Source organism: Ensifer sp. MJa1, assembly GCF_037026475.1.
In the GTDB taxonomy this organism is placed as follows: domain Bacteria; phylum Pseudomonadota; class Alphaproteobacteria; order Rhizobiales; family Rhizobiaceae; genus Ensifer.
Window position 1 is genome coordinate 51,779 of sequence record NZ_JAKUMO010000001.1, and the last position, 23,509, is coordinate 75,287.

Sequence of the window (23,509 nt, forward strand, 5' to 3'; positions counted from 1 at the left end):
CATCTTCGATTTCCGCGAGAGTGACAGCTTCCGCTGGAAGCTGGAATGCGCAATCATCGGCAAACGCACCCGTTTGCCGATGGATTAAAGGTGAGACATGGCAATTGCCCGCATCGACCGTTCCCCGATCGACCCGACCGACATCGCCATCATCGAGGTGCTGCAGGAGGACGGGCGCATCGCGATTTCGGAACTGGGCCGGCGCATCGGCCTGTCGCAGCCGGCGACCTCGGAACGGGTCAAGCGGCTGGAGGAGCGCGGCATCATCTCGGGCTATGGCGCGCGCATCGACGCGGCGAGCCTCGGCCTTGGCATGATGGCGGTGATCCGGCTGAAGACGACGCACGAACATATCCGCGCCTGCCTCAAGCAGTTCTCCGAGATGCCGCAGGTGATCGAGGTGCTGCGGCTGACGGGGGAGGACTGCTTTCTCCTCAAGGTGCTGGTGCCGACGCCCGGCGAACTCGAGACGATCGTCGACACGATTGCGCGCTATGGGGCGGTGACGACGTCGCTGGTCTTGAGCGGCGAAGCACCGAAGCCGATCGGGCGGGCGCTGATCCAGCGGGTTTGATCCTGGTTCCAGGCGAGAGAAAACGGCGCCGTTCGACTTGACGAAAGTCAATGCGGATCGGGGCCCGACGCGGGATAATTCAACCATAGGCCAAGCATCGGCGTTCAAATGACCGTGAGAGGTGTCGCTGGCCGAGGATGCTCAACGGGCGAGGGGGAAGCCATGAGCGGTGCGATTGCCACGATCATCCGGACGCCCATTTTATGGCTGCTGATCTTCGTGCCCATCGCCATTGCCGGCGAACACATCTGGCCGGAAGCGCATACCTTGCTCTTTCTCTTGTCGGTTGCGGCGATCGTGCCGCTGGCCGCACTGTTGAGCCAGGCGACGGAGGCGGTGGCGGCGCGCACCGGCGACACGGTCGGGGCACTGCTCAACGCCACGCTCGGCAACCTGACGGAACTCGTCATCGCGCTGATGGCGCTTGCCGCCGGGCAATATCTTCTGGTCAAGGCCTCGATCGCCGGCGCCATCGTCACCAATACGCTGTTCATGCTTGGCGGCTCGTTTCTCCTGGGTGGGCTCCGTTTTCATCTGCAGGAGTTCAACCGGGTGAACGCGCGCTTCCTGGCGAGCCTTCTGTTCATGGCGACGGTCGCCGTACTCGTGCCCTCATTGATCGGTGCCGCCGACGGCCAGCCGCAGACGGCCTTCACCCAGCAACTGAGCGCCGGCCTCTCGGTCGTCCTGATTGTCACCTATGGGCTCTGGATGCTGTTTTCGCTCCGGACCCATAGCGAACTCTTTGTCTCTGCCGGGGCCGAGCATGGTGGGGAGGAAGCGCACTGGCCGTTGGCCACCGGTATCGGCGTGCTTTTGGTCGTCACCGTGCTCGTCGCGCTCGTCAGCGAGGTCTTCGTCGGCTCGGTGCAGGTGGCAGCCGAAGAGCTCGGCATGACGCCCGCCTTTGTCGGGTTCGTGGTGGTGGCGCTGGTTGGTGCTGCGGCCGAAATGGCGACGGCGTTTTCCGCCGCGCGCAAGGACAGGCTGGATTTGAGCGTTGGCATCGCGCTTGGAAGTGCCGTGCAGATCGCGCTTTTCGTCGCGCCGCTGCTGGTGCTGCTCAGCTACGTGCTCGGGCCGCAGCCGATGGACCTGCAGTTCTGGCCGGGCGCCGTCGTGATGATGCTGGTCGCGACCATGGCCGCGACGCTGCTTTCCAACGGCGGGCGCTCCGCCTGGTACATGGGCGTCCTGGCGCTCACCGTCTATGTGATCTTCGCCATGACGCTGTTTCTGCTGCCGCCGCAGGTGCAGCCCTAAGGCTGGCCGAGAACCTCAGCGCCCGCCGGCCGCAATCAGGCTGCGGGCGCAATCGATAACGGTCGTGCTCACCGGCCGGGGCGCAAAGCCGAGCACGCGCCGCGCTTTTTCCGATGTCAGCGCAAACTTGCGGCCAAGAAGCGGTGCCAGCGGCTTCAAATCGGCGCTTAGCGGTGCCAGCAGTCGCACCAGCGTTGTCGGCAACCGTCGCGTCGGCACCTTTCGACCGTCCGGGCCAAGGCCCGTGCGCAGCGTGGCGGCGATATCCCCCATCCACTGGAAGTCGCCGGCGGCGATGAAACGCTCGCCGGCGGCTTCAGGCGCGATCATGGCGGTCACGTGCAGATCGGCGAGATCGCGCACGTCCACCACCCAGAAGCCGAGGCGCGGCAGGAAGCGGGGACGCCCGGCGACAAGATCGCCGATGATCCGGACGGAGCCGAGATTGTCCGCCGCAAGCACCGGACCGAAGACGGCGCCGGGCAGCACGGTCGCCAGTTCCGTCTGCTTGCCCGCCATGAACGCCCAGGCGGCGCGCTCGGCGAGGATCTTCGACACGCGGTAATTGTCGAATTGCGGGTCGTCCGGGTCGGTCCAGCGGGTCTCGTCGCTGACAAGGCCGGAGGCAAGCGGCGGTCGCGTCGTCGCCGCAGCCGAGGTCATCACCACGCGGCGCACACCGGCATCGACGGCAGCAGACAGTACCCGCAGCGTGCCTTCGCGCGCGGGGCGCACATAGGCGTCGCGACCGCTGCCGGTGGCGACGCCGAGCGGCGAGGCGACATGCAGCACGTAGGTACAGCCGCTTACCGCTTCGGCCCAGCCGTCATCATCCGTCAGGTCGGCCCTTGCGAAGGACAGGGCGGCCCGCATGAGCAAGGCGCTCTTGAAGGTGACGGAACCGGAGGCAACCGCGCTCGACGGCTTCCTGATCATGCTCCGGTCGATTTCCAATGAGCGCGCGGTCGAGATCGCGCGAAAGGTGGTGGAAAGCCACCACCAGAAGAACGTGACAGAGGCCCTTTCAGGCCCGGATGCCGCTCAGCGCGCGGGGCTTTTGATGTCGCTCGTCGCCGGAGTGCAGATCATGCGCCAGGTGGTGGGGCTTCAAGCCCTCGGCAAGGATCACGACGCCGCGCTGGAGCGCGTGCTTGGCGATCTCGTCGCCCGCCTTGTCAACGAATAGGAGGCGGCGAATAGGGCCAACGCGTTGGGGAAGCCTCCGTGCGCTCCGCATGGATCGCAGGCCTGCACGGAGGCAGACTGGGATGCTTGGGGCTATTTCGGGGCGTTCATGTCGAACACGACCCAGCGGAAGAACAGGTAGATCGCGCCGAAACTGAGAAGCAGTGGTGTGAGCACGGAGAGGTCAAGCATATCATTGCCTTTGTTTGGAAGCTGCTTCATGCAGCAATGCTAATCTTCCACGGCAAGTGTTAATGCGAGGTGCATGCGTGGGCGCCGACCCGTAAAAACTTTGGGGCTTCGATGCGGCTTGACCTCAAGATCGGTTGAGGTCCTACACACCTCCATGATGACGCACCGAGCGTCGGTTTCCCGGTTCGAATCCGCTCCAGGGAGCAACCGCATGGAGGACGCATGAGCGAGCAGCTGCTTTTGCGAAACCTGATGACGATCACCACCCCAGGCCATCTCGACGCGTTTCGTGAAGCCGTGGCGCGCGCGATTGCCTTCGTCGAAGACCACGCGCCGCGGCTGATGGTGCAGGCCTTCATCGACGAGAAGGCGATGCAGGCGGTGAGCATTCAGCTTTATCGCAATTCCGGGGACGTGCTCAGCCACTGGCAGATGTCGGATGCGCATATCAACGACGTATCCGCCCACTGCACCGTGGAACGACTGGAGGTCTACGACGGACGCGGCTTCATCATGCCGCCGCTGCTCGGGTTTTCGCGGTTCAGACAACGAGCGGCTGTGGCGAAGGCAGACGTCAAGCGGGGAGCCCCGCCTTCAGCAGTCCCTGGCGAAAGAGATCGCGAAGCTCGTCCTGCTCGAGCAACAGTCCATGCTGGACGAAATCCTCGGTCGAGAAATCGGGCTTTAGCTGCAGGAGTTGGCGCCTGATCTTCTCGACGGCGGCCGTATTGCCGGACTGGGCATGGCAGGCAACCAGCCGGGCGAGCGTGAAGGCCCCCGGATTGGGCAGTTCCTTGAGGGCGGCTGCCGCCTCGTCAAAGCGGCCGAGGATATAGAGCGCGTTGCCGAGCGTCGCGCTGTACCAGGGCGGCGGAAAGGGGTTCAGCCGGAAACCCTCGTCGATCCACTCCATCGCCTCGGCAAGATTGCCGCGCCGGGCATAAAGCCCGCCCATCTGCACCAGCGTATTGGCATCGTTGGGATTGATGAGATAGGCGCGGCGATAGTGGCGCTCGGCGAGATCGAACTCCCGGCGATTGACATGAACAAGCGCCAGCAGGCGCTGGCAGCCGCCTTCGCTTTCATCGAGCGCGACCGCCTTGCGGGCGATCGCCAGGGCTTCGTCGAGGATTTCCGGCGGGGCGTTGCCGTAGCCATGCCGGGCCAGGTCGGAGAGAGCCAGGTAGCTGTGGGCGAGCGCAAAATGCGGGTCACGGTCGACGGCTTCCTTAAACATCGCGTGGGCCAGCCGGTTGTCGTCGGGGGCGTAGCCGCGCATGTGCATCTGGCCGCGCAGAAAATACTCGTAGGCCGCAAGGCTCGTTGCCGGCTTGCGCAGCGCCTGGCGCAGGTCGGCGCTCTCGATCTGACCGACGAGCAGGGAGACGATCGTCCGGGTCACCTCGTCCTGCACGGCGAAAATGTCGGTCAGGTCGCGGTCGTAGTGATCCGACCAGAGATGGGCGCCACTCGCGGCCTCGATCAATCGGGCGGAAATGCGGATGCGCGCACCGGCGCGGCGCACGTTGCCCTCGACGAGATAGGTGACCCCGAGCTTGCGGCCGATCTCGCTGATGTCCGTGGTCTTGCCGCGAAAGCTGAAGGAGGAGCTTGCAGCGGTGACGGCGAGCGAGCGAAAGCGGGCGAGCCCGCCGATGATGTCCTCGGTGATGCCGTCGCTGAAAAAGTCCTGATCGGGCGCGCCGTTGAGATTTTCGAACGGGAGCACCGCAATCGACGTGCGCGCTGCGATCTGCGACGCAGAGGGGCCGATCGCCGGGGCCTCGGCCCAGTGCCAGACATGGACGGGGCGCAGGATGTTCTTCAGGTTGATTTCGCCGCCGTCGAGAAAGGTCTTGATGTTCTTGGCGCCAAGTTGCCGGTGGACCGCATCGGCGATGCAGATGCCGCCAGGCGCGGCCGAAGCCTGCAGGCGCGCGGCGACATTGACGCCGTCGCCGAGCAGGTCGTCGCCCTCGACGACGACATCGGCGAGGTTGATGCCGATGCGCAGCAGAAAGCGGTCATCGGGCGGCTGTTGGTGCTGGTCGGACGCCAGCGCCTGCTGCAGCGCGATGGCACAATCCACCGCTTCGACCGCCGAGTTGAAGGCCACCAGCGACCCGTCGCCCATGAGCTTGACGACACGCCCGCCGCGACCGGTGATTTCAGGCGACAAAATGGAAGCCTGCAGCCGTTTCATCGTGCCGAGCGTGCGGATCTCGTCGGCTTCCGCCATGCGGGAAAAGCCGACGACATCGGTCGCCATGATGACCGCAAGTCGTCGCTCGACGCGCTCGTTCACCATCCCGTTCTCCGCCTGTCACGGATACTTTAGCGTGTTCTCATGGTGCCCGGAAGATAATCTCGCCAAGCGCTGGGGAGGCGGGCGGGGGCTAGGTCCTGCCCATATGCTCCTGCAGGAACTCGATGAAACGCTGGGTCTTGGCCGGCAGCAGCCGTGTTTCGGTGATGGCGTGGATTGCAACGGACGTGCCCTGCCATTGCGGCAGCACCCGTATCAGCCTGCCCTCGGCGACGTCGCCTGAAACGATGCGCTCGGCCAGCATGGCAATCCCCTGGCCGTTCACCGCGAGCGCACACATCATCCCGACATTGTTGACCGTGAAGCGGCCGCCGACGGCAATCTCGATCTTGCTGCCGCTCTCCCCATGCAGCGTCCAGTCGCTTGCGCGCGGCATGCAGATGCAATCCCGTTTGGCGAGTTCCGCCGGATCGCGTGGCTCTCCGAAGGCCTTGAGATAGGCGGGGGACGCATAAAGATAGCGCGAATGACGGCCAAGCAGGCGGGCGATCAGGCGCGAATCCTGCAGTTCGCCGGCGCGGATCACCACGTCGAAGGGCTCCGTCACCAGATCGACGCGCCGCGGCGTCAGGTCGAAATCGAAGGTGATGCCGGGATAAAGCCGGGCGAATTCGGCGATCAGCGGCGTCAGGTAGATGGTCGCGAAGTCGACCGGCATGGAGACGCGCAACAGGCCGCTCGGCTGGTCCAGCATGGCGCCGAGCTGCTCGTGGGCCAACCGCGCTTCGTCGACGATGCGCTTGCTGCGCTCGAAATAGAGCGCCCCCGCTTCGGTGAGCTCGATCTTGCGTGTCGTACGGTGAAGCAATCTCAGCCCGATTGCCTTTTCCAGCGCGCTGATGCGACGCGACAGGGTGGAGTTTGGCATGCCGACGACATCTGCGGCTTTGCGGAAGCTTCTGGCTTTCGCCACTTCGACGAACAGCGCCATGTCGTTCAGATGGGTCATCGCATTGCTCCATAGATGGAACGGTAATTTCCGAATGACCCAATTTATCCCAATGGCGGAATAGTGGACAAGGGTTTGAACGTTTGGAATGCCCAAAGGAGATCCTGATGAGCCTGCTGTTCAATCCCGTCCGCGTCGGCCGCTACACGCTTGCCAACCGGCTGGCCATGGCGCCCATGACCCGCAGCCGCGCTGAATTCGATGGCACGCCGGGTCCGCTTGCCGCCGAATACTACGCCCAGCGCGCGAGCGTCGGCCTGATCGTGACCGAAGGCACGCAGCCTTCCGACGACGGCCAGGGTTATCTCACCACGCCCGGCATCTACACCGATGCGCATGTCGCCGGCTGGAAGACGATCACCTCTGCCGTGCATGAGAAGGGCGGCCGCATCTTTATCCAGCTGATGCATGCCGGGCGCATGTCTCATCCGGACAACACGCCGCATCATCGCCAGGGCGTTGCGCCGTCGGCGATCGCGCCCGGAGGTGGCATGTTCACGGCCAAGGGCATGCTGGACATTCCGACGCCGCGGGCGCTGACGACGGAGGAAATACGCCAGACCGTCGCCGACTTCCGCCATGCGGCCCGTCGCGCCATCGAGGCCGATGCCGACGGCATCGAGATCCACGGCGCCAACGCCTATCTGGTCCATCAGTTCCTGGCACCGAGCGCCAACAGCCGGACCGACGACTATGGTGGGCCGATCGAGAACCGGGCGCGGTTTGCGATCGAGGTGGCGACAGCCATTGCCGACGAAATTGGCGCCGACCGCACCGCCATTCGCCTCTCCCCGGGCCTTGCGATGTGGGGCATCGATGAGGGTGCGGAGGGGCCCGACCTTTACCGCTATCTGGTGGCCGAGCTCGACAGGCTCGGTCTTGCCTATCTGCACATCATGCATACGGGCGACGAGGCGCTGCTCGCTTCGATCCGCAAGCTTTGGACACAGCCGTTGATCCTCAACAGGCCCGGTCGCGGACGTGACGAAATCGGCTCCGATCTTTCGTCCGGGCTCGCCGACCTCGAAGCCTACGGGCAGATGGTGCTGGCCAATCCGGATTTCATCGATCGGCTGAAGACCGATGCGCCGATGAACGAGGCCGACCGCATGACCTATTTCGGCGGCACCCGGAAGGGCTACGTCGATTATCCGGCGCTCGCCGCTACGGCCTAGCCATTTCGGCCGCGCAAGCCGATCGACCCCATCAGGGGTCGATCGTGTTTCCATTACGATGCCCGGCCTGCAACGGCCCGTTGCCGCGATGCCTGCCACAGCACCAGCATCGCGACGACGAGCAGCAGCGCCTCCGCCGTCGGCGTCGCGAACCAGATGCCGCGTTCGCCGAAGCGCGACGCATAGAGCGCGATGAGCGGCATGGTGAAGAGGTAGGGCTTGGAAAGCCCTAGGATTGCCGCCCGCCCGGCATCGCCGATCGCCTGGAAATAGCTGCCAAGCACGATCAGCGGGCCGGAGACGAGGTACATTGCGACCATCACGGGCATGATGCGTGCGACGTCGGCGATGACAGGCTCATCGCCGACGAAGACCGCGGCGATCGGCCGGGCAAGGCCGGCAAGCACCACCTCGACGGCGAGGCAATAGGCAAGGGCCAGCAAGAGCGCGAAGCGCAGGGCCCGGTCTGCCCGATCCTTGAGGCCCGCGCCGATGTTGTTTCCGACGATCGCATGCATTGCTTGGCTCAGCCCCAGCAGCGGGAGAAGCGCGAAGGTCATGATGCGGGTGATGATGCCATAGGCAGCCACCGTGGTGTCGTAGCTTGCCGTCGCCGTCTTTTGCAGCGCCGCCATGACCGTGACGGAGACGAGCGCCATGCCGAGGAAGCCGAGGCTCTGGGGACTTCCGAGCGCAACCATGCCCTTCCAACCGGCGAGCGGATTGTGCCGGAAGATTGCCGCAAGGCGAAGCTCGGTGCGGCCTGCAAGGCGGAAAAGAACGATGAGGGCGAGCGCCAGCGCCTGTGCGAGCACGGTTGCGGCCGCGGAGCCGGCGACGCCCATGCCGAAGGGCGCGATCAGCACATAGTTGAGCGCGATGTTTGCAAGCGACACCATGAGGCTGAGGCCCGCCATCAGGCCGGTGCGCCCCTCGCAGCGCAGCGCATCCGAATGGATCGCCAGCAGGAGCTGGACGGGCGAGCAGACGATGAGGATGGCGATATAGCCTTTGGCCATCCGCGCAAGCGGGCCCGGGCCGTTGGCAAGCGTCAGCACCAGTTGCTCGCCGAAGGCGGCAAAGAGCAGGATCAGTCCGGCTGCAATCGCCAGCGCCAGGAGATGCGCGCCGGCAAAGATGCTGCGTGCCTCGGCAAAACGGCGGGCGCCAAGATGGCGGGCAAGCAGGCTCGCCATGCCGCCGGCGACAAGCGTCGACAGCGCCACGGTGAGGATGAAGATTGGGAAGACCGTGGTCACGGCGCCGACGGCGTCGGTGCCGACATAAAGGCCGAGCATGATGGCGTCGACGACGGTCAGCAGCCCGCTCATGCTCATCACGAAGATGATCGGCAGCGCCGTCCTGGCGAAGATCGCGCCGAGCGGCGCAGTCAGGAATGCATTCTCTCTGGCGGTGTCTTCAGACATCTCGCGCTCCTAGTCATCGCATTTCGATCAGGAAGAGGAGGGGCTCGCATTGCCTGCCACACGAAATGCGCTCGGGGCGAAGGATATCGTCAGATGTCAGATTTCACCGGGACGAAGACGTCTGCGAGCGGCGGGGATCTGAAGCCCGCAGTGGAGGTAGCCCCAAGCGACGTCGCCGTCAAGCCAGGCTCAGACTGCCCTGGCGCTTCGGCAGACGCGCGGCGGCGCGCCGTTGTCGCCAGACCTTGGGCCGCATGGCTTTGACGACTGTTGCCGGGGGCACGCGTTTCGATCCCGCGCAACATTGTTCCGCGCGGAAGCCCGATCGTGTAACTAAAAGCCGTTGACGCCTTGGGCATTTGTGGTTATCAACTCGGCCCATGAAAAATTTTGCGGTTATTCTTGTGGTGGGGCGGCGCATGGGCAGGATGGTGTAACCATCCGGCGGTAGCCACCCATGCGCTGAACGAGGCTCCTGACGGGGCCTTTTTTTATGCCTTCAAACAAGCTAAGCACCCAACTGGGAAAAGGGACGGAAGCAAGTCAATGAGCGGTACAGAAAACCAGATGACAGGCGCGGAGATCGTTCTCCAGGCTCTGAGAGACAACGGCGTCGAGCATATCTTCGGCTATCCGGGCGGCGCCGTGCTTCCGATCTATGACGAAATCCACCAGCAGGACGACATCCAGCATATCCTCGTTCGCCACGAGCAGGGCGCCGGCCACATGGCCGAAGGGTATGCCCGCTCCACCGGCAAGGTCGGCGTCATGCTGGTCACGTCAGGCCCCGGCGCCACCAATGCGGTCACCCCGCTGCAGGACGCGCTGATGGATTCGATCCCGCTCGTCTGCATCTCCGGCCAGGTTCCGACCTCGCTGATCGGCTCGGACGCCTTCCAGGAATGCGACACCGTCGGCATCACCCGCCCGTGCACCAAGCACAACTGGCTGGTCAAGGACGTCAACGATCTCGCCCGCATCATCCATGAGGCCTTTCGCGTCGCCCAGTCCGGCCGCCCGGGTCCGGTTGTCGTCGATATTCCGAAGGACATCCAGTTCGCGACCGGCACCTATACGCCGCCGTCCGCCGTCCCGACCCAGAAGAGCTACCAGCCGAAGAAGCAGGGCGACCTGAAGAAGATCGAGGAAGCGGTCGAGCTGATGCGCAACGCGCGCCAGCCGATCATCTATTCCGGCGGCGGCGTCATCAATTCCGGTCCGGAAGCCTCGCATCTGCTGCGCGAGCTGGTCGAGCTCACCGGCTTCCCGATCACCTCGACCTTGATGGGTCTCGGCGCCTATCCGGCATCCGGCAAGGCCTGGCTCGGCATGCTCGGCATGCACGGCACCTATGAGGCCAACATGGCGATGCATGACTGCGACGTCATGGTCTGCATCGGCGCCCGCTTCGACGACCGCATCACCGGCCGCCTCAACGCGTTTTCGCCGAATTCCAAGAAGATCCACATCGACATCGACCCGTCGTCGATCAACAAGAACGTTCGCGTCGACGTGCCGATCCTCGGCGATGTCGGCACGGTTCTGGAAGACATGGTCCGCCTGTGGCGGGCCGCTTCCAAGACCGCCGACAAGGCGCGTCTCTCCGACTGGTGGGAGACGATCACTAAGTGGCGCGCCCGCAACTCGCTCGCCTATACGCCGAACGATGACGTCATCATGCCGCAATACGCGATCCAGCGGCTCTATGAGCTCAGCAAGGACCGCGACACCTACATCACGACGGAAGTCGGCCAGCACCAGATGTGGGCAGCCCAGTTCTTCGGCTTCGAACAGCCGAACCGCTGGATGACCTCGGGCGGCCTCGGCACCATGGGCTACGGCTTCCCCGCCGCGATCGGCGCGCAGGTTGCCCATCCCAACAGCCTGGTCATCGATATCGCCGGCGACGCCTCGATCCAGATGTGCATCCAGGAAATGTCCTGCGCGGTCCAGTACGGCCTGCCGGTCAAGATCTTCATCCTCAACAACCAGTACATGGGCATGGTGCGCCAGTGGCAGCAGCTGCTCCACGGTAACCGCCTGTCGCATTCCTACACGGAAGCCATGCCTGACTTCGTCAAGCTGGCCGAAGCCTATGGCGGCGTCGGCATTCGCTGCGACAAGCCTGGTGAACTCGACGCTGCGATCCGCCAGATGATCGACACGCCGGCGCCTGTTATCTTCGACTGCCGCGTTGCCAACCTTGCCAACTGCTTCCCGATGATCCCCTCGGGCAAGGCCCATAACGAGATGCTGTTGCCCGACGAAGCCACGGACGAAGCGGTCGCCAACGCGATCGACGCCAAGGGCCGTCAGCTGGTCTGAGACAGGTAGAGGAACCAATCGACATGAACGCACACCTTCAACCGACCGGCTCCGCCTACTTCATCGCCAAGGAGACCGAGCTCGCCGAGACCCACACGCTATCGGTCCTCGTCGACAACGAGCCGGGCGTCCTTGCCCGCGTCATCGGCCTGTTCTCGGGCCGCGGCTACAACATCGAAAGCCTCACGGTTTCCGAAACCGAACACGAGGCGCACCTGTCGCGCATCACCATCGTGACGCGCGGCACGCCGCACGTGCTCGACCAGATCAAGAACCAGCTGGAGCGGCTGGTGCCTGTTCACCGCGTCGTCGACCTGACGGTGCGCGCCGGCTCCCTCGGTCACGACCGCCCGGTCGAGCGCGAACTCGCGCTCGTCAAGGTGCACGGCTCGGGCGACCACCGGGTCGAGGCGCTCCGCCTTGCCGACGCCTTCCGCGCCTCGGTCATCGACGCCAACATCGATCACTTCGTCTTCGAGATCACCGGCAAGCCGTCGAAGATCGAGCAGTTCATCGCCATCATGAAGCCGCTCGGCCTCATCGAAGTCTGCCGCACCGGCATCGCGGCGATGAACCGCGGGCCCCAGGGCATGTGATTATTAAGGAGGTGCGGCTCACAAGGCCGCCCCTTTCGCTTTGTGCCGGCGCTTGCCGTCACGACGGCGGGCTCCGTGCGCTTCAGGTGCGATGCCCTGGTGTTTTAGAGGCGGACAGCCCCTCTCCTCGGGTTTAACCCGAGGACTGGCCCTCTCCCCGCAGGCGGGGAGAGGGGACTGGCGCCGAATGTGGCTCACCTTCCCACACTCCGAAAACCAAGATTTCGACCAATGCCATGTGCATTGGTGCCGGGCGGCCGCCACGCGTTTCCTTCTCCCCGCGAGCGGGGAGAAGGTGGCTGGCAGGCCGGATGAGGGGCAGGCCATCACCGGGGGACGCGACGCCCCGTTGACTTCGTCACCATTTCTCGCCGACTAATTCCGCAAGGAATTGTGCAAGATATCAGGTGCCGGATGAGCGCGACGACGATGCTGGCTTTTGTGTTGACGCGATACGGTGGGCCTGACGCTGCCGAGCTGCGTGAGGTGCCGCGTCCGCGGCCGGCGCGCGGTGAGGTGCTTGTGCGCGTGCATGCGGCCGGCCTCAATCCGGTCGACTACAAGACGCGCGAAGGCATGCTCAAGGTCGTCCAGCGCTATCCGCTGCCGGCGGTCATGGGCAATGAGCTCTCGGGCGTGGTCGAGGCGCTCGGCGAAGGCGTCACCTCGTTCAAGCCGGGGGACCGGGTCTTTGCCCGCATGCCGAAGGGCGCCATGGGGGCTCTCGCCGAATTTGCCGTCGTGCCCGAAAAATTCCAGGCGAAGATGCCGGCATCGATCGATTTCAACACCGCAGCCGGCGTGCCGCTTGCCGGCCTTACCGCCTTGCAGGCGCTGCGTGACGAGCTTCATCTTGGCCGGGGCAGCCGGGTCTTCATCCCCGGCGGTGCGGGCGGTGTCGGCACCTTCGCCATCCAGCTGGCGAAGTGGCTGGGCGCGGAGGTGACGACGACGGCGTCTCCGCGGGGCCGCGCGCTGGTCGAGGGCCTCGGTGCCGACGTGGTGATCGACTATACGAAGGCGCGGTTCGAAGAGCATCTGCGCAACATGGACGCCGCCTTCGATCTGCTGGGCGGCGAAACGCTTCTAAAGACGTTCGCCGTCGTCAAGCGCGGCGGCAAGGTGGTTTCGATCGCCGGCATGCCCGAGCCGGAAACGGCGCGAAAGGATCTCGGCCGCGGCCTGTTGCTCAGCACGCTTTTCTGGTTTGCGTCGTACAAAATCCGCGCCGTCGCCCGCAAACATGGCGTCTCCTACCGCTATCTCTTCATGCATCCTGATGGTGCCGAGCTTGCCGAGCTCGCCGGTCTCATCGATGCCGGGACGATCAGGCCCATCATCGACCGGGTGTTTCCCTTCAAGGATGTCGCCGCGGCCTTTGACTATCTGGAAACGGGTCGCGCCAAGGGCAAGGTCGTGGTGGAGATCAAGGGCGCCTCTGGCTGATGTCTGCGGCTAGCGCGATGAGGCGTGGTCGCGAAGGGGGCGTGACTGTAGGCATTTGCTGCACAACCTGAAATTCGCGCGCGGCTCGCCACCTAGCGCGCCATGCGTGTCCAGTTCTCACGCTTCATGCCTGTTAGCCCTCACGCCAGGCACTATGCTTGGCTGCCCCTCTCCTCGGGTTTAACCCGAGGACTAACCCTCTCCCCGCAGGGCGGGGAGAGGGTGGCCGGCAGGCCGGATGAGGGGCTTTTCTCACCGGCGGACGAGACGCCACCTCAGATCATCTCCAGCGAGCGTTTGCGCTTCGGCGGCGGGAAGGCGCGGTCGAGGTCGGCGAGGTTTTCGGCGGTCAACTGCAGGTCCATCGCATCGCGGTTCTCGCGGGCGCGGTCGGCCGAGCCGGTCTTCGGGATCGAGATGACGCCGGGGCGGGTCTTCAGGAAGGCGAGCGCCGTCTGGGCCGGCGTTGCCTGGTGCGCCTTGGCGATGTGGACGAGATCGGGGTTGCGCAGCAGCCGGCCCTCGTCAAGCGGCGAATAGGCCATGATGGCGATGCCGCGGCTCTGGCACCAGGGCAAAAGGTCGAACTCGATGCCGCGGCGCGAGAGGTTGTAGAGCACCTGGTTGACGGCAACGTTTTTTCCGTCGGGTACGCCCAGCAGTTCCTCCATGTCGTCGACGTCGAAGTTGGACACGCCCCAGGTGCCGATCTTGCCCGCCTTCTTCAACGCCTCGAAAGCGACGACCGTTTCCGCCAGCGGATAACCGCCGCGCCAGTGCAGGAGATAGAGATCGATATGGTCGACACCGAGGTGCTTCAGGCTGCGCTCGCAGGCGGCCTCTGTGCCCATCCGGCTGGCGTTCGACGGCAGCACCTTGCTGACGATGAAGGCCTCGTCGCGCCGGCCGCGCACCGCTTCGCCGACGACGCGCTCGGAAGCGCCGTTGCCGTACATCTCGGCCGTGTCGATCAGCGTCATGCCGAGATCGAGGCCGATCTGCAGGCTCTTCACTTCGTCGGCCTTGCGGGCCGCCGCATCGCCCATGCGCCAGGTGCCCTGGCCAAGAACGGGGACCTTGCGGCCACTTCGAAGTGTCGTCGTCGGAATCGGATCGTGCATCGTCTGCCTCTTGCTCAAATCTCTGGGCTTGCTCCTTGCCAATCTAGTGCATGCAAAGTCCGTTTCGACAGCAATGTCAGCGCAAACTGTCTCAGCAATTGGAAAGCTATTGCTTGAGCGCACAGCGTGAAGTTGTCACCATGACAACTTCGCGGCTGAATCTCGCGAATAGGTCAACTATGCTGACCTAATTGCAAGGGAGGAAGCCATGCAGGCCGATACGCTTCTGGCATTGTTTTTGTTTGCATTCACCACATCGATCACGCCGGGACCGAACAACATGATGCTGTTTGCATCGGGCGTGAACTTCGGTTTCTTTCGCACCGTCCCGCACATGCTCGGCATCGGCGTCGGTTTCTTCGTGCTTCTGATCGCCGTCGGCTTCGGCCTTGGCGCGCTGCTTCATTCCGTGCCGCTGCTCTATACGGCGCTGAAGTTCGCCGGCGGCGCCTATCTCGTCTGGATCGCCTGGAAGATCGGCACGTCGCGCTCGCTGGGTGAGGGCAAGGCTGGCGCCAAGCCGATGACGTTCCTTGCTGCTGCCGCCTTCCAGTGGGTCAACCCCAAGGCCTGGGTCATGGCGGTTTCAGCCATGGCCACCTATACCAGCAGCGACAGCTACCTCTTCAGCGTGCTTGTCGTCGGTCTCGTCTTTGCGCTGGTCAACGTGCCGAGCGTTTCCACCTGGGCCGGCTTCGGCTCGGCGCTAAGGCAATGGCTGTCGGAGCCGTCGCGGCTGAAACGGTTCAACATCACCATGGCCGTGCTGCTCGTCGTCAGCCTCTGGCCGATGCTAAAATAGCTGGAACTGCGGCTTCACCAGCATCAACCAGAAGATGCCGGTGACGGCAAGGAAGGCCGGGAAGCCGCAGGCAAACCAGATGGCATAGAGCCGATCGAACTCTTGTGGCAGGGGTGCGTCGTTTGCGGTTGCAAGCCGGGCGAGGTCGCGAAGCCGCAGCTGGATCCAGACGACCGGCAGCCAGAAGAGGCCGGTGACCACGTAGAGGATCAGCGACAGCGCGATCCAGCCTTCGCCCAGCGACCAGCCGATGCCGGTGGCCAGCAGATAGCCGGTGATCGGCTGGATCACCACGGCAGTGGCGGTGAAGAGCGTATCGGCGATGACCACCGTCCCGGCAACATGGGCGATCAGCCGCGCATCGCGCGTCCGCCTGGCCATCACCATGAAGAAGGCGATGCCAGCACCTGTGCCGAAGAGCACGGCGGCGCCGATCACATGGGCAAGGCGCAGCAGTTCTTCCTGAGGCATCAGCGTTCATCCAGAATGGCGAGGGTCGCGAGCGTGGCAAGCAGCGACGGCAGGACCTTGACGAGCGGTCCGAGCGGGTCGCCCCACAGTTCGGGTTCGATGGCCGTGGCGGAGGCGAGATAGGCGGCGGTCAGGCCGAGCATGCCGAGCAATGCGCGCCGCGCGAAGGGGCGGACGAGCACGGCGATGCCGAGCGCGATATCGGCAAGGCAGGTGGCAAGCATCAGCACCGTTGCCGGACCGTCGGCGAGGAACCGCAGGAAATGCTGCCTTGCCTCCTCGAACGAAAAGAACGGAATGATCCCCGACAGCAACCAGAAGAGCGAAAGACCGGTGATCAATACCGGCTTCAGGACGTAGAGCCGCGCGAACCAGAGATCCTGCACGCCGGATGGATTGGCCGAAAGGCCCTGGTGGGCGGACGAGAAGGGTCCAGGCGCGCGAGCCGCATTTGTCGCCGAGACGCCACCGGCCATGACGGCAAGGGCGGTCGAGCGCAGCGGCGAGCGCCAGCCGAGCCTTCCGGCGATATCGGCAGCAAATCCGACGGGCGCGGCGAAGAACGCCGGCAGACGCACGATTGGGGCGGGCGGCAGGCCAAGCCATTGGCGGTGCAGCGCGACGAGTTCGGCAAGCGTTTGCGGTTGTGGGTGGCCGAGCGTGAGGTCGCTTCCATTGGGCAGGAGACCGGATGCGGCAGCACTCACGGCTTCGGCGACATCGTTGAGGGTAACGGTCTCGACGCGGGCCTCGGCGTGAACGAGAGGGATAGCGAAGGGCAGGGCCGAGAGTGCCCTCAAGAGGGCGGAGCCACCATGGGCATTGCGTCCGAGCACCAGCGCCGGACGCAGGATGACATGCTCAACGCCGCTTTCCGCGAGCGCCTTGTCGGCGCGGAACTTGGTGGCAAGAAAGGCGCTGTCGCTGCCGGCGCCACCTTGAGGGGCGGAGATCTGGACGATGCGGATGGGGCTTGGCTTGGCCGCCTTGTAGAGGGCCAGCATCGCCGCCTCCTGCAGGGCGGCGACATCGTCGGCCATACCATCCTGCAGCGCGCCGGCGCAGTTGACGATGACGTCATGGCTTTCGATGAGCGACCGCCAGTCGCTTTCCGCGCGCATCCGGGCGAGGTCGGCGACAAGCCATTGCGCCTGCGGCCGTTTCAGCCGGGCGCGGGCAACATGGCGGCCAAGGCCGGTCACCGCGTGGCCGTCCGCTACAAGTCGATCGAAGACGGCCGAGCCGATGAAGCCTGTGGCGCCGAGAATCAGTATCTTCATGCCGCCAGAATAGCGGTGGTTGCGTGCAGCGGCATCCAGTGTCGCCATGGTTTAGCCGGGTGCGCGCAATTGTCGTCGAAGCGGCGAGGCGCGGCCTCGTCTTCGCTACGCGTCCGATTTGTCATGGTGACAATTCTGAGCGCCGGTGGCCGATGAAATCGATTTCGATTCCGGCCCTCATCAGTTACCACTATCGCCTGAGTGAGGAGGCAGCGCCGAGCGCATCGAAGGGGTGAGCCGCTGCGAGGAGCCACGCATATGACTGACCACCACCACCCTCATGATCACCACGATCACGACCATCACGACCATCACCACGACAACCATTTCACCGACATGGAAGCGCGGGTGAAGGCGCTGGAGACGGTGCTGACGGAGAAGGGGCTGATCGACCCGGCGGCGATTGATGCGATCGTCGAGACCTACGAGACGAAGATCGGCCCGCGCAACGGTGCACGCGTTGTTGCCAAGGCCTGGGTGGATCCTGATTTCGCCGACTGGCTGAGGCGCGACGCGACGGAGGCGATTGCGAGCCTCGGCTATACGGGACGGCAGGGAGAGCACATGCGCGCGGTGTTCAACACCGCCGACACCCATAATCTCGTCGTCTGCACGCTTTGCTCCTGTTATCCCTGGTCGGTGCTCGGCCTGCCGCCGGTCTGGTACAAGGCGCCGCCTTACCGCTCGCGCGCCGTCATCGATCCGCGCGGCGTGCTGGCCGAGTTCGGCCTGACGCTTCCCGAGACGACGCGAATCCGCGTCTGGGATTCGACTGCCGAGCTGCGCTATCTGGTCATCCCCGAGCGCCCGGCCGGGACCGAAGATTTCAGCGAGGAGGAACTGGCGGCACTGGTGACGCGTGACGCCATGATCGGTACGGGCCTGGCCCTTGCCGGGGAGACGCTCCGATGAACGGCCCGCACGATCTCGGCGGCGCCCATGGCCTCGGCCCGGTGGCGCCGGAAAAGGACGAGCCCTGTTTTCACGGCGAATGGGAGAAGCGGGCGCTTGGCGTCACACTCTCCTGCGGCGCCTTCGGCGCCTGGACGATCGACGAGAGCCGGCATGCGCGCGAGAGCCTGCCGCCAGCAACCTATTTATCGGCGAGCTATTACGAGATCTGGACGCGGGCGCTGGAGAAACTCTTGCAGCGCCACGGCTTCGTCACGCAAGCGGAACTCGATGGTGGCCACATGCTGGAGCCGGGGGCTTCGCCGAAACGGGTCTTGAAGGCCGAGATGGTGGCGGGCGTGCTTGCCAAGGGCGGCCCCTGCGACCGGCCCGCCGAGACGGCGCCACGCTTTGCCGTCGGTGACCAGGTGAAGACCAAGAACTTCAATCCGGAAACGCACACGCGGCTGCCGCGCTATGCCCGCGCCAAGCTCGGCCGGGTGGAGGCGGTGCAAGGCTCCTTCGTCTTCCCCGACGACAACGCCCATGGTCGCGGCGAAAATCCGCAATGGGTGTACAGTGTCGTCTTCGACGGGGCCGAGATCTGGGGCGAGGGCGCCGACCCGACGCTGACGGTCTCGATCGATGCCTGGGAGAGTTATCTTGAGCACGTGTAAGGTGACGTCACCGCTCGTTGCTTCGGCCGAGTTGCCGAAATCGCCGGAGGGCGATCCGGTCTTTGCCGAGCCCTGGCAGGCGGCAGCCTTTGCCATGACGGTGCGCCTGCACGAAAAGGGCGTGTTCTCCTGGCCGGAATGGGCAGAAGCGCTATCGGCCGAGCTCTACAAGCCCGGCCGCAAGGCGGATGCCAGCGACTATTACGATTGCTGGGTGGCCGCACTTTCGCGCCTCGTCACCGAGCTCTCACTCGCCTCGGGCACCGAACTGGAAAAGCTGACGGCGAGCTGGCAGCGTGCGGCAGAGGCGACGCCGCATGGCAAGCCGATCGTGATCGAGAATGATCCGCTGAGGTAGGGCACGGGCCATTTCGCTCGAACGGAGCCATCTGGCCGACAAGGGCATGCCCGAACCCTGCGCGCCGCAGTCACCCCGCATCATTGCGCTGGCTGCGCGGCGCTTTCAGCCCGGCGCGCTTCGAGATCGCTGAAGAGCGCGTAGGCGACATAGTATTTGTAGATGTTGCCGACATACTGCACGGTCTCGCGGCCGATCACTCTTGCTGCCCCGTTTTCGACGTTACCGAACCAGATGTTGGGATCGAGCCCCATCTCAATGGTGGTGCGGCGGATCTTGCGCAGGTTTCCGGGGCCGGCATTGTAGGCGGCAAATGCGAGCAGTGTCCGGTTGAGCGGATCGAGGCCCGGCTCGTCGAGATAAGTGTTGATCAGATAGCGCATGTATTTGGCGCCAGCTTCGATGTTGCGATCGGCGTTCTTATCCACGTCGCGGATGGCGATCGATTTGTCGGCCGCCGTTGTCGGCAGCAATTGCATGATGCCGACGGCGCCGCGCGGGCTGCGCTTGCTCTGGTCGAGTTGTGACTCCTGATAGCCCTGCGCGGCAAGCAACAGCATATTGAAGTCGTAGGTTGCGGCATGCGTCTCGAAGAAGCCGCGCAGCGTGCGGTACTTTTCAAGCTCGGAGCGTTCGTAGGCAGCGCGCACCATCTTTTCGTTCTGGTAGTAGCGCTTCTTCAGAATGTTGCCGAAGGTGGTTCCGACCTTGTGGGTCTTGACGAAGGCATTCAGGGTTGCCGCGAGCTTCGGGCTGCCCTTGCGGATCGCCCAGGCGATCTCGCCTTCCTCGGCAATCGTGACGTCCTCATTGAGGACGATGCGATCGAAAACGCGCGCCCATATGCGTGCCTTGTGATCATCGACGACGCACCAGGGAATAAGGCCGGCATTGACCATTTCCATGAGGTCCTCGTCTTCGAGATTCTCGTCGATCGGCCGAAGATCGATACCGGTCTTTCCGGATGCCTTCAGGCGGGCATTCAGCGCGCCGAGGTGTTCGAAGTAGCTGCTGCTCTGCCGCGCGAACACCGTCTTGCCGCCAAGGTCGTCAAGCTTTGCGATGGGCTGGGCCGAAGGACCGGTCACCAGTATTTCCTTGACGCCGGTTGCCAGAGGATCGGTAAAGTCGACGACCTCCTTGCGCGCGGGCGTGATCGTCAGATTGGCGGCGACGATATCGCCGCGCCCCTCCGCCAGGGCCGGGAGCAACTGATCCCGGCTGGTTGGCACATAGACGACCTTGATCTTGTCGATCTCCTTCTTCTGGCCCTTGTTGAGCTCGTCTGCGAGGGCATTGCCGGTCTCCACGGCCGCCCCCAACTGCTCGCCGCGGTCGATGAAATAGATCGTCTTGCTGAAGGGGACGAGAATGCGGATCAGGCGGCGTTCCCGCATGCCATCGAAATCGCCCGTCCAGGTGCGGTAGCCGGGCGCGCGCTCCTGAGCCGGAGAGTTGCCGGGCGCAAGGCTTGCGAGGCCGACGGAAGAAAGGATCAGGAAGGCGCGCGTCAAACCCACCCGCGCGACGACAGCGAGAAGCGTGAACATTGCCCATACCCACCATTTTGACCCGCACCACAGGATCGGGCGTGCCACAGACGGGCCCAGCCCGTGGACCGGATGGAACAAGATTACGCCCCCTGTCATCGTATACAAGCGGTTTGGAATATAAGGCCTTCAATGGCTGCTGTTGCGATCGGAGGTCCGGTTCAGCTTCTGAGATCTCATCGGCCTGGACGCGCCTTTCAGGTGGCGTAGTAGGCTGGTTGGTTGAGATCGGAGAGCAGGTCGGGACCACAAGGTTTCCAGCCGAGCAAAGCGCGGGTGCGTGCGCTCGAGGCGGCCATGGTGCCGCCCGCCATGCTGGCAAACCAGCCGAAGTGTTCCCGAGAGCGGGATTCGAGCGGCAGGCCGAGGTGGTGACCGATGATCTCGGCGATCCGCCTGAACGGCACCGCTTCGTCTGCGACGGCGTGGCAGACGCTTTCGGTCGTGCCGGTTTCGAGCGCCAGGCGATAGATCCGCGCGGCATCATGGCGGTAGACACCAGACCAGCAATTTTCGCCGTCCTCGAGACAGGCCGAGACACCCGTCTGGCGCGCCAGGCGCACGAGGATGGGGATGAAGCCGTGATCGCCCAGACCATGAACCAAGGGCGCAAGCCGGACGGTTGCCGCATGCACGCCGCGCGCGGCAAGAGCACGGGCAGTCGCTTCGCACTTGCGGGGGACGACCGGGTTGGGACGATCCGCTTCGGTCGCGCCGCGCGGCAAGCCTGCAAGACCGGAGGTGACGAGGAGCGGACGATCGGAACCGGCAAACACTTCACCTTGCCGGTGACCTGGTGATGACGACGCTGACCGCGGTCGGGAAGGACTTTTCGTCAACGCCTCGCACCGATGGCGAAATCGAGGTCTATGCGGAGGCGATGGCCGACATGTTCTTAGCCTATCTGCGCGGGCAGGGCGCAAGCGGGTGAGGCCGTGCCTTGAACGGTGACGGTTTGCGGGCGTTCGGTGCTGGCCAGAGCCCGGCCGTCGTCAGCTCTTCGTCTCGCCTGTCTTCTCGAACTGGCGGTAGCACTCGTCGGCGACCTGCTGCAAAAGCTCGCGCGGCACTTCGCCGGTGACGGCGTAGCCGAGCGGACCATCGATCCAGTAGAATGTTTCCACTCCGTCGCTCGCATCGATACGGAAGCTGGTTTCGCGGTTGTCGTCATTGCGGCCGAGAAGCACGGTCAGCCGTCGGCCGGTTCCGTCCTCATACATGAACATCGCGCCCGCCTTGCCGTTGACCGGGAGCAGCCTTCCGCCGACCAGCGAGAAGCCGAGGGTTGAAAGATCGGGGATCGTCAGCGCGTGGTCGAGGCGCTTGCCCAGCCAGGTGGCGAGATGGTTTTGCTCACTGGCGTCGACCTCGACGGCGTGGCGCACCTCGCTCGCATAGACGAGGAAGGCCGAGTGTGCCTGTCGCGGCAGGCTCTCGGCCGTTTCGATCCGCTGGATCTCGCGACCGGGGGACAGGAGGGCAGGCGCATAAAGTCCGGTGAGCGCGCCAGCTGCAAACAGCATGAGGCCGGCGGCGATCCGCCCGGCAGTCCTTGCGGCAAATCCCCTGGCCGTCCGGCTGGCGCTGGCCGTATCTGCCTGCTGCGCGTCGCTGCGGCCACTGGTCGAAAGCAGCTTGCGATCACGGGCGTCGCTTCGGGCATAACCTGAAAAGAGCGCGCGAAGCTCCACTGCCTGGGCCTGCCATTGCCTGACCTCTTCGGCGCGCGCGGGGTTCTTTTCGAGCCACAGCTCGATCCGCGCCAGGTCGGAGGGGCTCAGGAAGCCATCGACATAGGCGTGCAGTTCCTCTTCGGAGACGGCGTTGGTGTCATCCGTCATTTCGGTCTCCGCATGCTGATCACATTGTCGTCCTTCATTGCCTCGGCAAGCTGGTGGCGCGCCCGCGAGAGCCGCGACATGACGGTGCCGATCGGAACATCGAGCATCTCGGCCACGTCCTGGTAGCGATAACCTTCGATCACCACCAGCATCAGCACCGAGCGGTTTTCCATCGAAAGGCCGTTCAGGGCGCGCTCGAGCCTCGAGCGGGCCAGCGGGTCGCTTTCGCGGCTTTCCGCCACGAGCCCCAGATCCTCATCGAGCGCCACCTGCGGATGGATGGCGAGGTAGCGGTGCCGGTTGCGGCCCAGATTGGTCATGATGGTGAAGGCCCAGGCGCGCAGGTTGACGCCGCGCCATTGCGCGCGGCGCGCGAGCACCTTCTCCACGCAATCCTGCAACAGGTCCTCGCCGTCCGGGTCCGAGCGCACGAGGCTGCGCGCATAGCGCCTCAGCGCCGGCACCAGTGCCAGCACATCCTCTTCGAAACGGTCGGATGCGGGGCTTTCGGCCGCCGCATCTCCTGTGTCGCCGTTACGGCTTTGCGACATCCCATTCGCCCTTCACGCCGTCACCGGTGATATCTCCCATCTTCTTGTCCTTGATGAAGAAATAGAGCGGCATGCCGTCCTTGGCCCATTGCTTCTTGCCATCCTTGCGATCGACGAGGGTGTAGGCGCCGTCGGCCTTGGCGCTGGCTTCCGCAAAGAACGGCGGCCAGTTCTTGGCGCAATTGTCATAGCACGAGGACGTGCCACCATGGTCGTCCTTGTAGGTGTAGAGCGTCATGCCGTTTTCTGCGGCGAGCACCTTGCCCTTGGCCGACTCGACTTCCTTGACCGGCGGAGCGGCAAAGGCCGTTGCGCTGGCGGCAAGGAGCATGGCGATCGTCAATGGAAACGTTCTCATGGCTGTTGTCCTTCCTCAAGATGGTTTGGGCTCAAGATGCTTTGGCCTCAAGATGGTTTTGAATGCGGGAGCCGGGCGAATGCCTCCTCGCCCTGGTCCCGCGAGAGCCGCTTGCTGCAGGTCCAACCGTAAGACACGGCGACTGCCGGAT

At 64.4% G+C, this 23,509-nt stretch carries 24 protein-coding genes; 12 read left to right on the plus strand and 12 right to left on the minus strand.

Annotated elements, in window-relative coordinates; translation table 11 throughout:
* The first annotated feature begins 97 nt into the window (after nt 1-97).
* Both MKZ91_RS00245 and cax read left to right on the plus strand, forming a co-directional pair.
* The gene (locus MKZ91_RS00245; protein WP_336166817.1) at nt 98-574 is read left to right on the plus strand and encodes an Lrp/AsnC family transcriptional regulator; all 477 of its coding nucleotides are present in this window, start codon (nt 98-100) and stop codon (nt 572-574) included.
* A gap of 162 nt (nt 575-736) precedes the next feature.
* Nucleotides 737-1,837, plus strand: a complete 1,101-nt coding sequence (gene cax, locus MKZ91_RS00250) for a calcium/proton exchanger (protein ID WP_336166819.1) — start codon at nt 737-739, stop codon at nt 1,835-1,837.
* Between the two features lie 15 nt (nt 1,838-1,852).
* Here cax and MKZ91_RS00255 read toward each other — a convergent pair whose 3' ends face one another.
* Nucleotides 1,853-2,710 carry an NAD-dependent epimerase/dehydratase family protein gene (locus tag MKZ91_RS00255; protein ID WP_336166821.1) on the minus strand — a complete coding sequence of 286 codons (858 nt, stop codon included), beginning with the start codon at nt 2,708-2,710 and terminating at the stop codon, nt 1,853-1,855.
* On the opposite strand from MKZ91_RS00255, the gene MKZ91_RS00260 reads away from it, so the two are divergent.
* The gene (locus MKZ91_RS00260) at nt 2,709-3,023 is read left to right on the plus strand and encodes a TetR/AcrR family transcriptional regulator (protein ID WP_336166823.1); all 315 of its coding nucleotides are present in this window, start codon (nt 2,709-2,711) and stop codon (nt 3,021-3,023) included. The two genes, MKZ91_RS00255 and MKZ91_RS00260, sit on opposite strands and share 2 nt — an antisense overlap.
* A gap of 765 nt (nt 3,024-3,788) precedes the next feature.
* Here the strand turns inward: MKZ91_RS00260 and MKZ91_RS00265 are convergent.
* Together MKZ91_RS00265 and MKZ91_RS00270 are read right to left on the minus strand one after the other, a co-directional pair.
* Nucleotides 3,789-5,522, minus strand: a complete 1,734-nt coding sequence (locus MKZ91_RS00265; RefSeq protein WP_336166825.1) for an adenylate/guanylate cyclase domain-containing protein — start codon at nt 5,520-5,522, stop codon at nt 3,789-3,791.
* Between the two features lie 88 nt (nt 5,523-5,610).
* Nucleotides 5,611-6,489: a LysR family transcriptional regulator gene (locus MKZ91_RS00270; protein ID WP_336166827.1), complete on the minus strand. Its 879-nt coding sequence runs from the start codon at nt 6,487-6,489 to the stop codon at nt 5,611-5,613.
* 107 nt (nt 6,490-6,596) lie between these two features.
* Between MKZ91_RS00270 and MKZ91_RS00275 the strand changes: the two genes are divergently transcribed.
* The gene (locus MKZ91_RS00275) at nt 6,597-7,664 is read left to right on the plus strand and encodes an alkene reductase (RefSeq protein ID WP_336166829.1); all 1,068 of its coding nucleotides are present in this window, start codon (nt 6,597-6,599) and stop codon (nt 7,662-7,664) included.
* 53 nt (nt 7,665-7,717) lie between these two features.
* Here MKZ91_RS00275 and MKZ91_RS00280 read toward each other — a convergent pair whose 3' ends face one another.
* Nucleotides 7,718-9,091: an MATE family efflux transporter gene (locus MKZ91_RS00280; protein ID WP_336166831.1), complete on the minus strand. Its 1,374-nt coding sequence runs from the start codon at nt 9,089-9,091 to the stop codon at nt 7,718-7,720.
* 546 nt (nt 9,092-9,637) lie between these two features.
* Between MKZ91_RS00280 and MKZ91_RS00285 the strand changes: the two genes are divergently transcribed.
* The 3 genes from MKZ91_RS00285 (at nt 9,638) to MKZ91_RS00295 (ending at nt 13,458) form a co-directional block, all read left to right on the plus strand.
* Nucleotides 9,638-11,416: an acetolactate synthase 3 large subunit gene (locus MKZ91_RS00285; RefSeq protein WP_336166833.1), complete on the plus strand. Its 1,779-nt coding sequence runs from the start codon at nt 9,638-9,640 to the stop codon at nt 11,414-11,416.
* 23 nt (nt 11,417-11,439) lie between these two features.
* Nucleotides 11,440-12,012 (plus strand): acetolactate synthase small subunit, encoded by a 573-nt coding sequence (gene ilvN / locus MKZ91_RS00290; protein ID WP_336166835.1) that lies wholly within the window; start codon nt 11,440-11,442, stop codon nt 12,010-12,012.
* Between the two features lie 414 nt (nt 12,013-12,426).
* Nucleotides 12,427-13,458 (plus strand): NADP-dependent oxidoreductase, encoded by a 1,032-nt coding sequence (locus tag MKZ91_RS00295; protein ID WP_336166837.1) that lies wholly within the window; start codon nt 12,427-12,429, stop codon nt 13,456-13,458.
* 275 nt (nt 13,459-13,733) lie between these two features.
* Here MKZ91_RS00295 and MKZ91_RS00300 read toward each other — a convergent pair whose 3' ends face one another.
* Nucleotides 13,734-14,579 carry an aldo/keto reductase gene (locus tag MKZ91_RS00300; protein ID WP_336166839.1) on the minus strand — a complete coding sequence of 282 codons (846 nt, stop codon included), beginning with the start codon at nt 14,577-14,579 and terminating at the stop codon, nt 13,734-13,736.
* 208 nt (nt 14,580-14,787) lie between these two features.
* On the opposite strand from MKZ91_RS00300, the gene MKZ91_RS00305 reads away from it, so the two are divergent.
* Nucleotides 14,788-15,381 carry a LysE family translocator gene (locus MKZ91_RS00305; protein ID WP_336166841.1) on the plus strand — a complete coding sequence of 198 codons (594 nt, stop codon included), beginning with the start codon at nt 14,788-14,790 and terminating at the stop codon, nt 15,379-15,381.
* Here the strand turns inward: MKZ91_RS00305 and MKZ91_RS00310 are convergent.
* Nucleotides 15,373-15,852: a DUF2269 family protein gene (locus MKZ91_RS00310; RefSeq protein WP_336166843.1), complete on the minus strand. Its 480-nt coding sequence runs from the start codon at nt 15,850-15,852 to the stop codon at nt 15,373-15,375. The two genes, MKZ91_RS00305 and MKZ91_RS00310, sit on opposite strands and share 9 nt — an antisense overlap.
* Complete coding sequence (locus tag MKZ91_RS00315) at nt 15,852-17,132, minus strand: SDR family oxidoreductase (RefSeq protein ID WP_336167738.1); 1,281 nt, start codon at nt 17,130-17,132, stop codon at nt 15,852-15,854. Before MKZ91_RS00315 ends, MKZ91_RS00310 begins: the two co-directional genes overlap by 1 nt.
* A 258-nt stretch (nt 17,133-17,390) precedes the next feature.
* Between MKZ91_RS00315 and nthA the strand changes: the two genes are divergently transcribed.
* Genes nthA through MKZ91_RS00330 form a run of 3 tightly spaced genes read left to right on the plus strand, consistent with a single transcriptional unit; the run spans nt 17,391 to nt 19,058 of the window.
* On the plus strand, nt 17,391-18,044 hold the full coding sequence (nthA, locus tag MKZ91_RS00320; RefSeq protein WP_336166844.1) for a nitrile hydratase subunit alpha: 654 nt from the start codon (nt 17,391-17,393) through the stop codon (nt 18,042-18,044).
* Complete coding sequence (gene nthB, locus MKZ91_RS00325; protein ID WP_336166846.1) at nt 18,041-18,700, plus strand: nitrile hydratase subunit beta; 660 nt, start codon at nt 18,041-18,043, stop codon at nt 18,698-18,700. Before nthA ends, nthB begins: the two co-directional genes overlap by 4 nt.
* Nucleotides 18,669-19,058, plus strand: coding sequence for a nitrile hydratase accessory protein (locus MKZ91_RS00330; protein WP_336166848.1), 390 nt, complete (start codon nt 18,669-18,671; stop codon nt 19,056-19,058). The genes nthB and MKZ91_RS00330 overlap by 32 nt, the downstream gene beginning before the upstream one ends.
* A gap of 80 nt (nt 19,059-19,138) precedes the next feature.
* On the opposite strand, the gene MKZ91_RS00335 is transcribed toward MKZ91_RS00330, so the two are convergent.
* Together MKZ91_RS00335 and MKZ91_RS00340 are read right to left on the minus strand one after the other, a co-directional pair.
* Complete coding sequence (locus MKZ91_RS00335; RefSeq protein ID WP_336166849.1) at nt 19,139-20,608, minus strand: lytic transglycosylase F; 1,470 nt, start codon at nt 20,606-20,608, stop codon at nt 19,139-19,141.
* Nucleotides 20,609-20,805: 197 nt separating this feature from the next.
* On the minus strand, nt 20,806-21,384 hold the full coding sequence (locus tag MKZ91_RS00340; RefSeq protein WP_336166851.1) for a hypothetical protein: 579 nt from the start codon (nt 21,382-21,384) through the stop codon (nt 20,806-20,808).
* Nucleotides 21,385-21,404: 20 nt separating this feature from the next.
* On the opposite strand from MKZ91_RS00340, the gene MKZ91_RS00345 reads away from it, so the two are divergent.
* Nucleotides 21,405-21,539, plus strand: coding sequence for a hypothetical protein (locus MKZ91_RS00345; RefSeq protein WP_336166853.1), 135 nt, complete (start codon nt 21,405-21,407; stop codon nt 21,537-21,539).
* A gap of 61 nt (nt 21,540-21,600) precedes the next feature.
* On the opposite strand, the gene MKZ91_RS00350 is transcribed toward MKZ91_RS00345, so the two are convergent.
* Genes MKZ91_RS00350 through MKZ91_RS00360 form a run of 3 tightly spaced genes read right to left on the minus strand, consistent with a single transcriptional unit; the run spans nt 21,601 to nt 23,358 of the window.
* Entirely contained in the window at nt 21,601-22,449 is an 849-nt protein-coding gene (locus tag MKZ91_RS00350) for an anti-sigma factor family protein (RefSeq protein WP_336166855.1), read from the minus strand.
* Nucleotides 22,446-23,000: an RNA polymerase sigma factor gene (locus MKZ91_RS00355; protein WP_336166857.1), complete on the minus strand. Its 555-nt coding sequence runs from the start codon at nt 22,998-23,000 to the stop codon at nt 22,446-22,448. Before MKZ91_RS00355 ends, MKZ91_RS00350 begins: the two co-directional genes overlap by 4 nt.
* Nucleotides 22,984-23,358, minus strand: coding sequence for a COG4315 family predicted lipoprotein (locus MKZ91_RS00360; protein WP_336166859.1), 375 nt, complete (start codon nt 23,356-23,358; stop codon nt 22,984-22,986). Before MKZ91_RS00360 ends, MKZ91_RS00355 begins: the two co-directional genes overlap by 17 nt.
* Nucleotides 23,359-23,509 lie beyond the last annotated feature (151 nt).

Excerpts from the sequence above, each read along its gene's own strand:
- MKZ91_RS00245 (WP_336166817.1), top strand. The coding sequence starts at position 98 with ATGGCAATTGCCCGCATCGACCGTTCCCCGATCGACCCGACCGACATC.
- cax (WP_336166819.1), top strand. The coding sequence starts at position 737 with ATGAGCGGTGCGATTGCCACGATCATCCGGACGCCCATTTTATGGCTG.
- MKZ91_RS00260 (WP_336166823.1), top strand. The coding sequence starts at position 2,709 with ATGAGCAAGGCGCTCTTGAAGGTGACGGAACCGGAGGCAACCGCGCTC.
- MKZ91_RS00255 (WP_336166821.1), bottom strand. The coding sequence starts at position 2,710 with ATGCGGGCCGCCCTGTCCTTCGCAAGGGCCGACCTGACGGATGATGAC.
- MKZ91_RS00265 (WP_336166825.1), bottom strand. The coding sequence starts at position 5,522 with ATGGTGAACGAGCGCGTCGAGCGACGACTTGCGGTCATCATGGCGACC.
- MKZ91_RS00270 (WP_336166827.1), bottom strand. The coding sequence starts at position 6,489 with ATGACCCATCTGAACGACATGGCGCTGTTCGTCGAAGTGGCGAAAGCC.
- MKZ91_RS00275 (WP_336166829.1), top strand. The coding sequence starts at position 6,597 with ATGAGCCTGCTGTTCAATCCCGTCCGCGTCGGCCGCTACACGCTTGCC.
- MKZ91_RS00280 (WP_336166831.1), bottom strand. The coding sequence starts at position 9,091 with ATGTCTGAAGACACCGCCAGAGAGAATGCATTCCTGACTGCGCCGCTC.
- MKZ91_RS00285 (WP_336166833.1), top strand. The coding sequence starts at position 9,638 with ATGAGCGGTACAGAAAACCAGATGACAGGCGCGGAGATCGTTCTCCAG.
- ilvN (WP_336166835.1), top strand. The coding sequence starts at position 11,440 with ATGAACGCACACCTTCAACCGACCGGCTCCGCCTACTTCATCGCCAAG.
- MKZ91_RS00295 (WP_336166837.1), top strand. The coding sequence starts at position 12,427 with ATGAGCGCGACGACGATGCTGGCTTTTGTGTTGACGCGATACGGTGGG.
- MKZ91_RS00300 (WP_336166839.1), bottom strand. The coding sequence starts at position 14,579 with ATGCACGATCCGATTCCGACGACGACACTTCGAAGTGGCCGCAAGGTC.
- MKZ91_RS00305 (WP_336166841.1), top strand. The coding sequence starts at position 14,788 with ATGCAGGCCGATACGCTTCTGGCATTGTTTTTGTTTGCATTCACCACA.
- MKZ91_RS00310 (WP_336166843.1), bottom strand. The coding sequence starts at position 15,852 with ATGCCTCAGGAAGAACTGCTGCGCCTTGCCCATGTGATCGGCGCCGCC.
- MKZ91_RS00315 (WP_336167738.1), bottom strand. The coding sequence starts at position 17,132 with ATGAAGATACTGATTCTCGGCGCCACAGGCTTCATCGGCTCGGCCGTC.
- nthA (WP_336166844.1), top strand. The coding sequence starts at position 17,391 with ATGACTGACCACCACCACCCTCATGATCACCACGATCACGACCATCAC.
- nthB (WP_336166846.1), top strand. The coding sequence starts at position 18,041 with ATGAACGGCCCGCACGATCTCGGCGGCGCCCATGGCCTCGGCCCGGTG.
- MKZ91_RS00330 (WP_336166848.1), top strand. The coding sequence starts at position 18,669 with ATGCCTGGGAGAGTTATCTTGAGCACGTGTAAGGTGACGTCACCGCTC.
- MKZ91_RS00335 (WP_336166849.1), bottom strand. The coding sequence starts at position 20,608 with ATGTTCACGCTTCTCGCTGTCGTCGCGCGGGTGGGTTTGACGCGCGCC.
- MKZ91_RS00350 (WP_336166855.1), bottom strand. The coding sequence starts at position 22,449 with ATGACGGATGACACCAACGCCGTCTCCGAAGAGGAACTGCACGCCTAT.
- MKZ91_RS00355 (WP_336166857.1), bottom strand. The coding sequence starts at position 23,000 with ATGTCGCAAAGCCGTAACGGCGACACAGGAGATGCGGCGGCCGAAAGC.
- MKZ91_RS00360 (WP_336166859.1), bottom strand. The coding sequence starts at position 23,358 with ATGAGAACGTTTCCATTGACGATCGCCATGCTCCTTGCCGCCAGCGCA.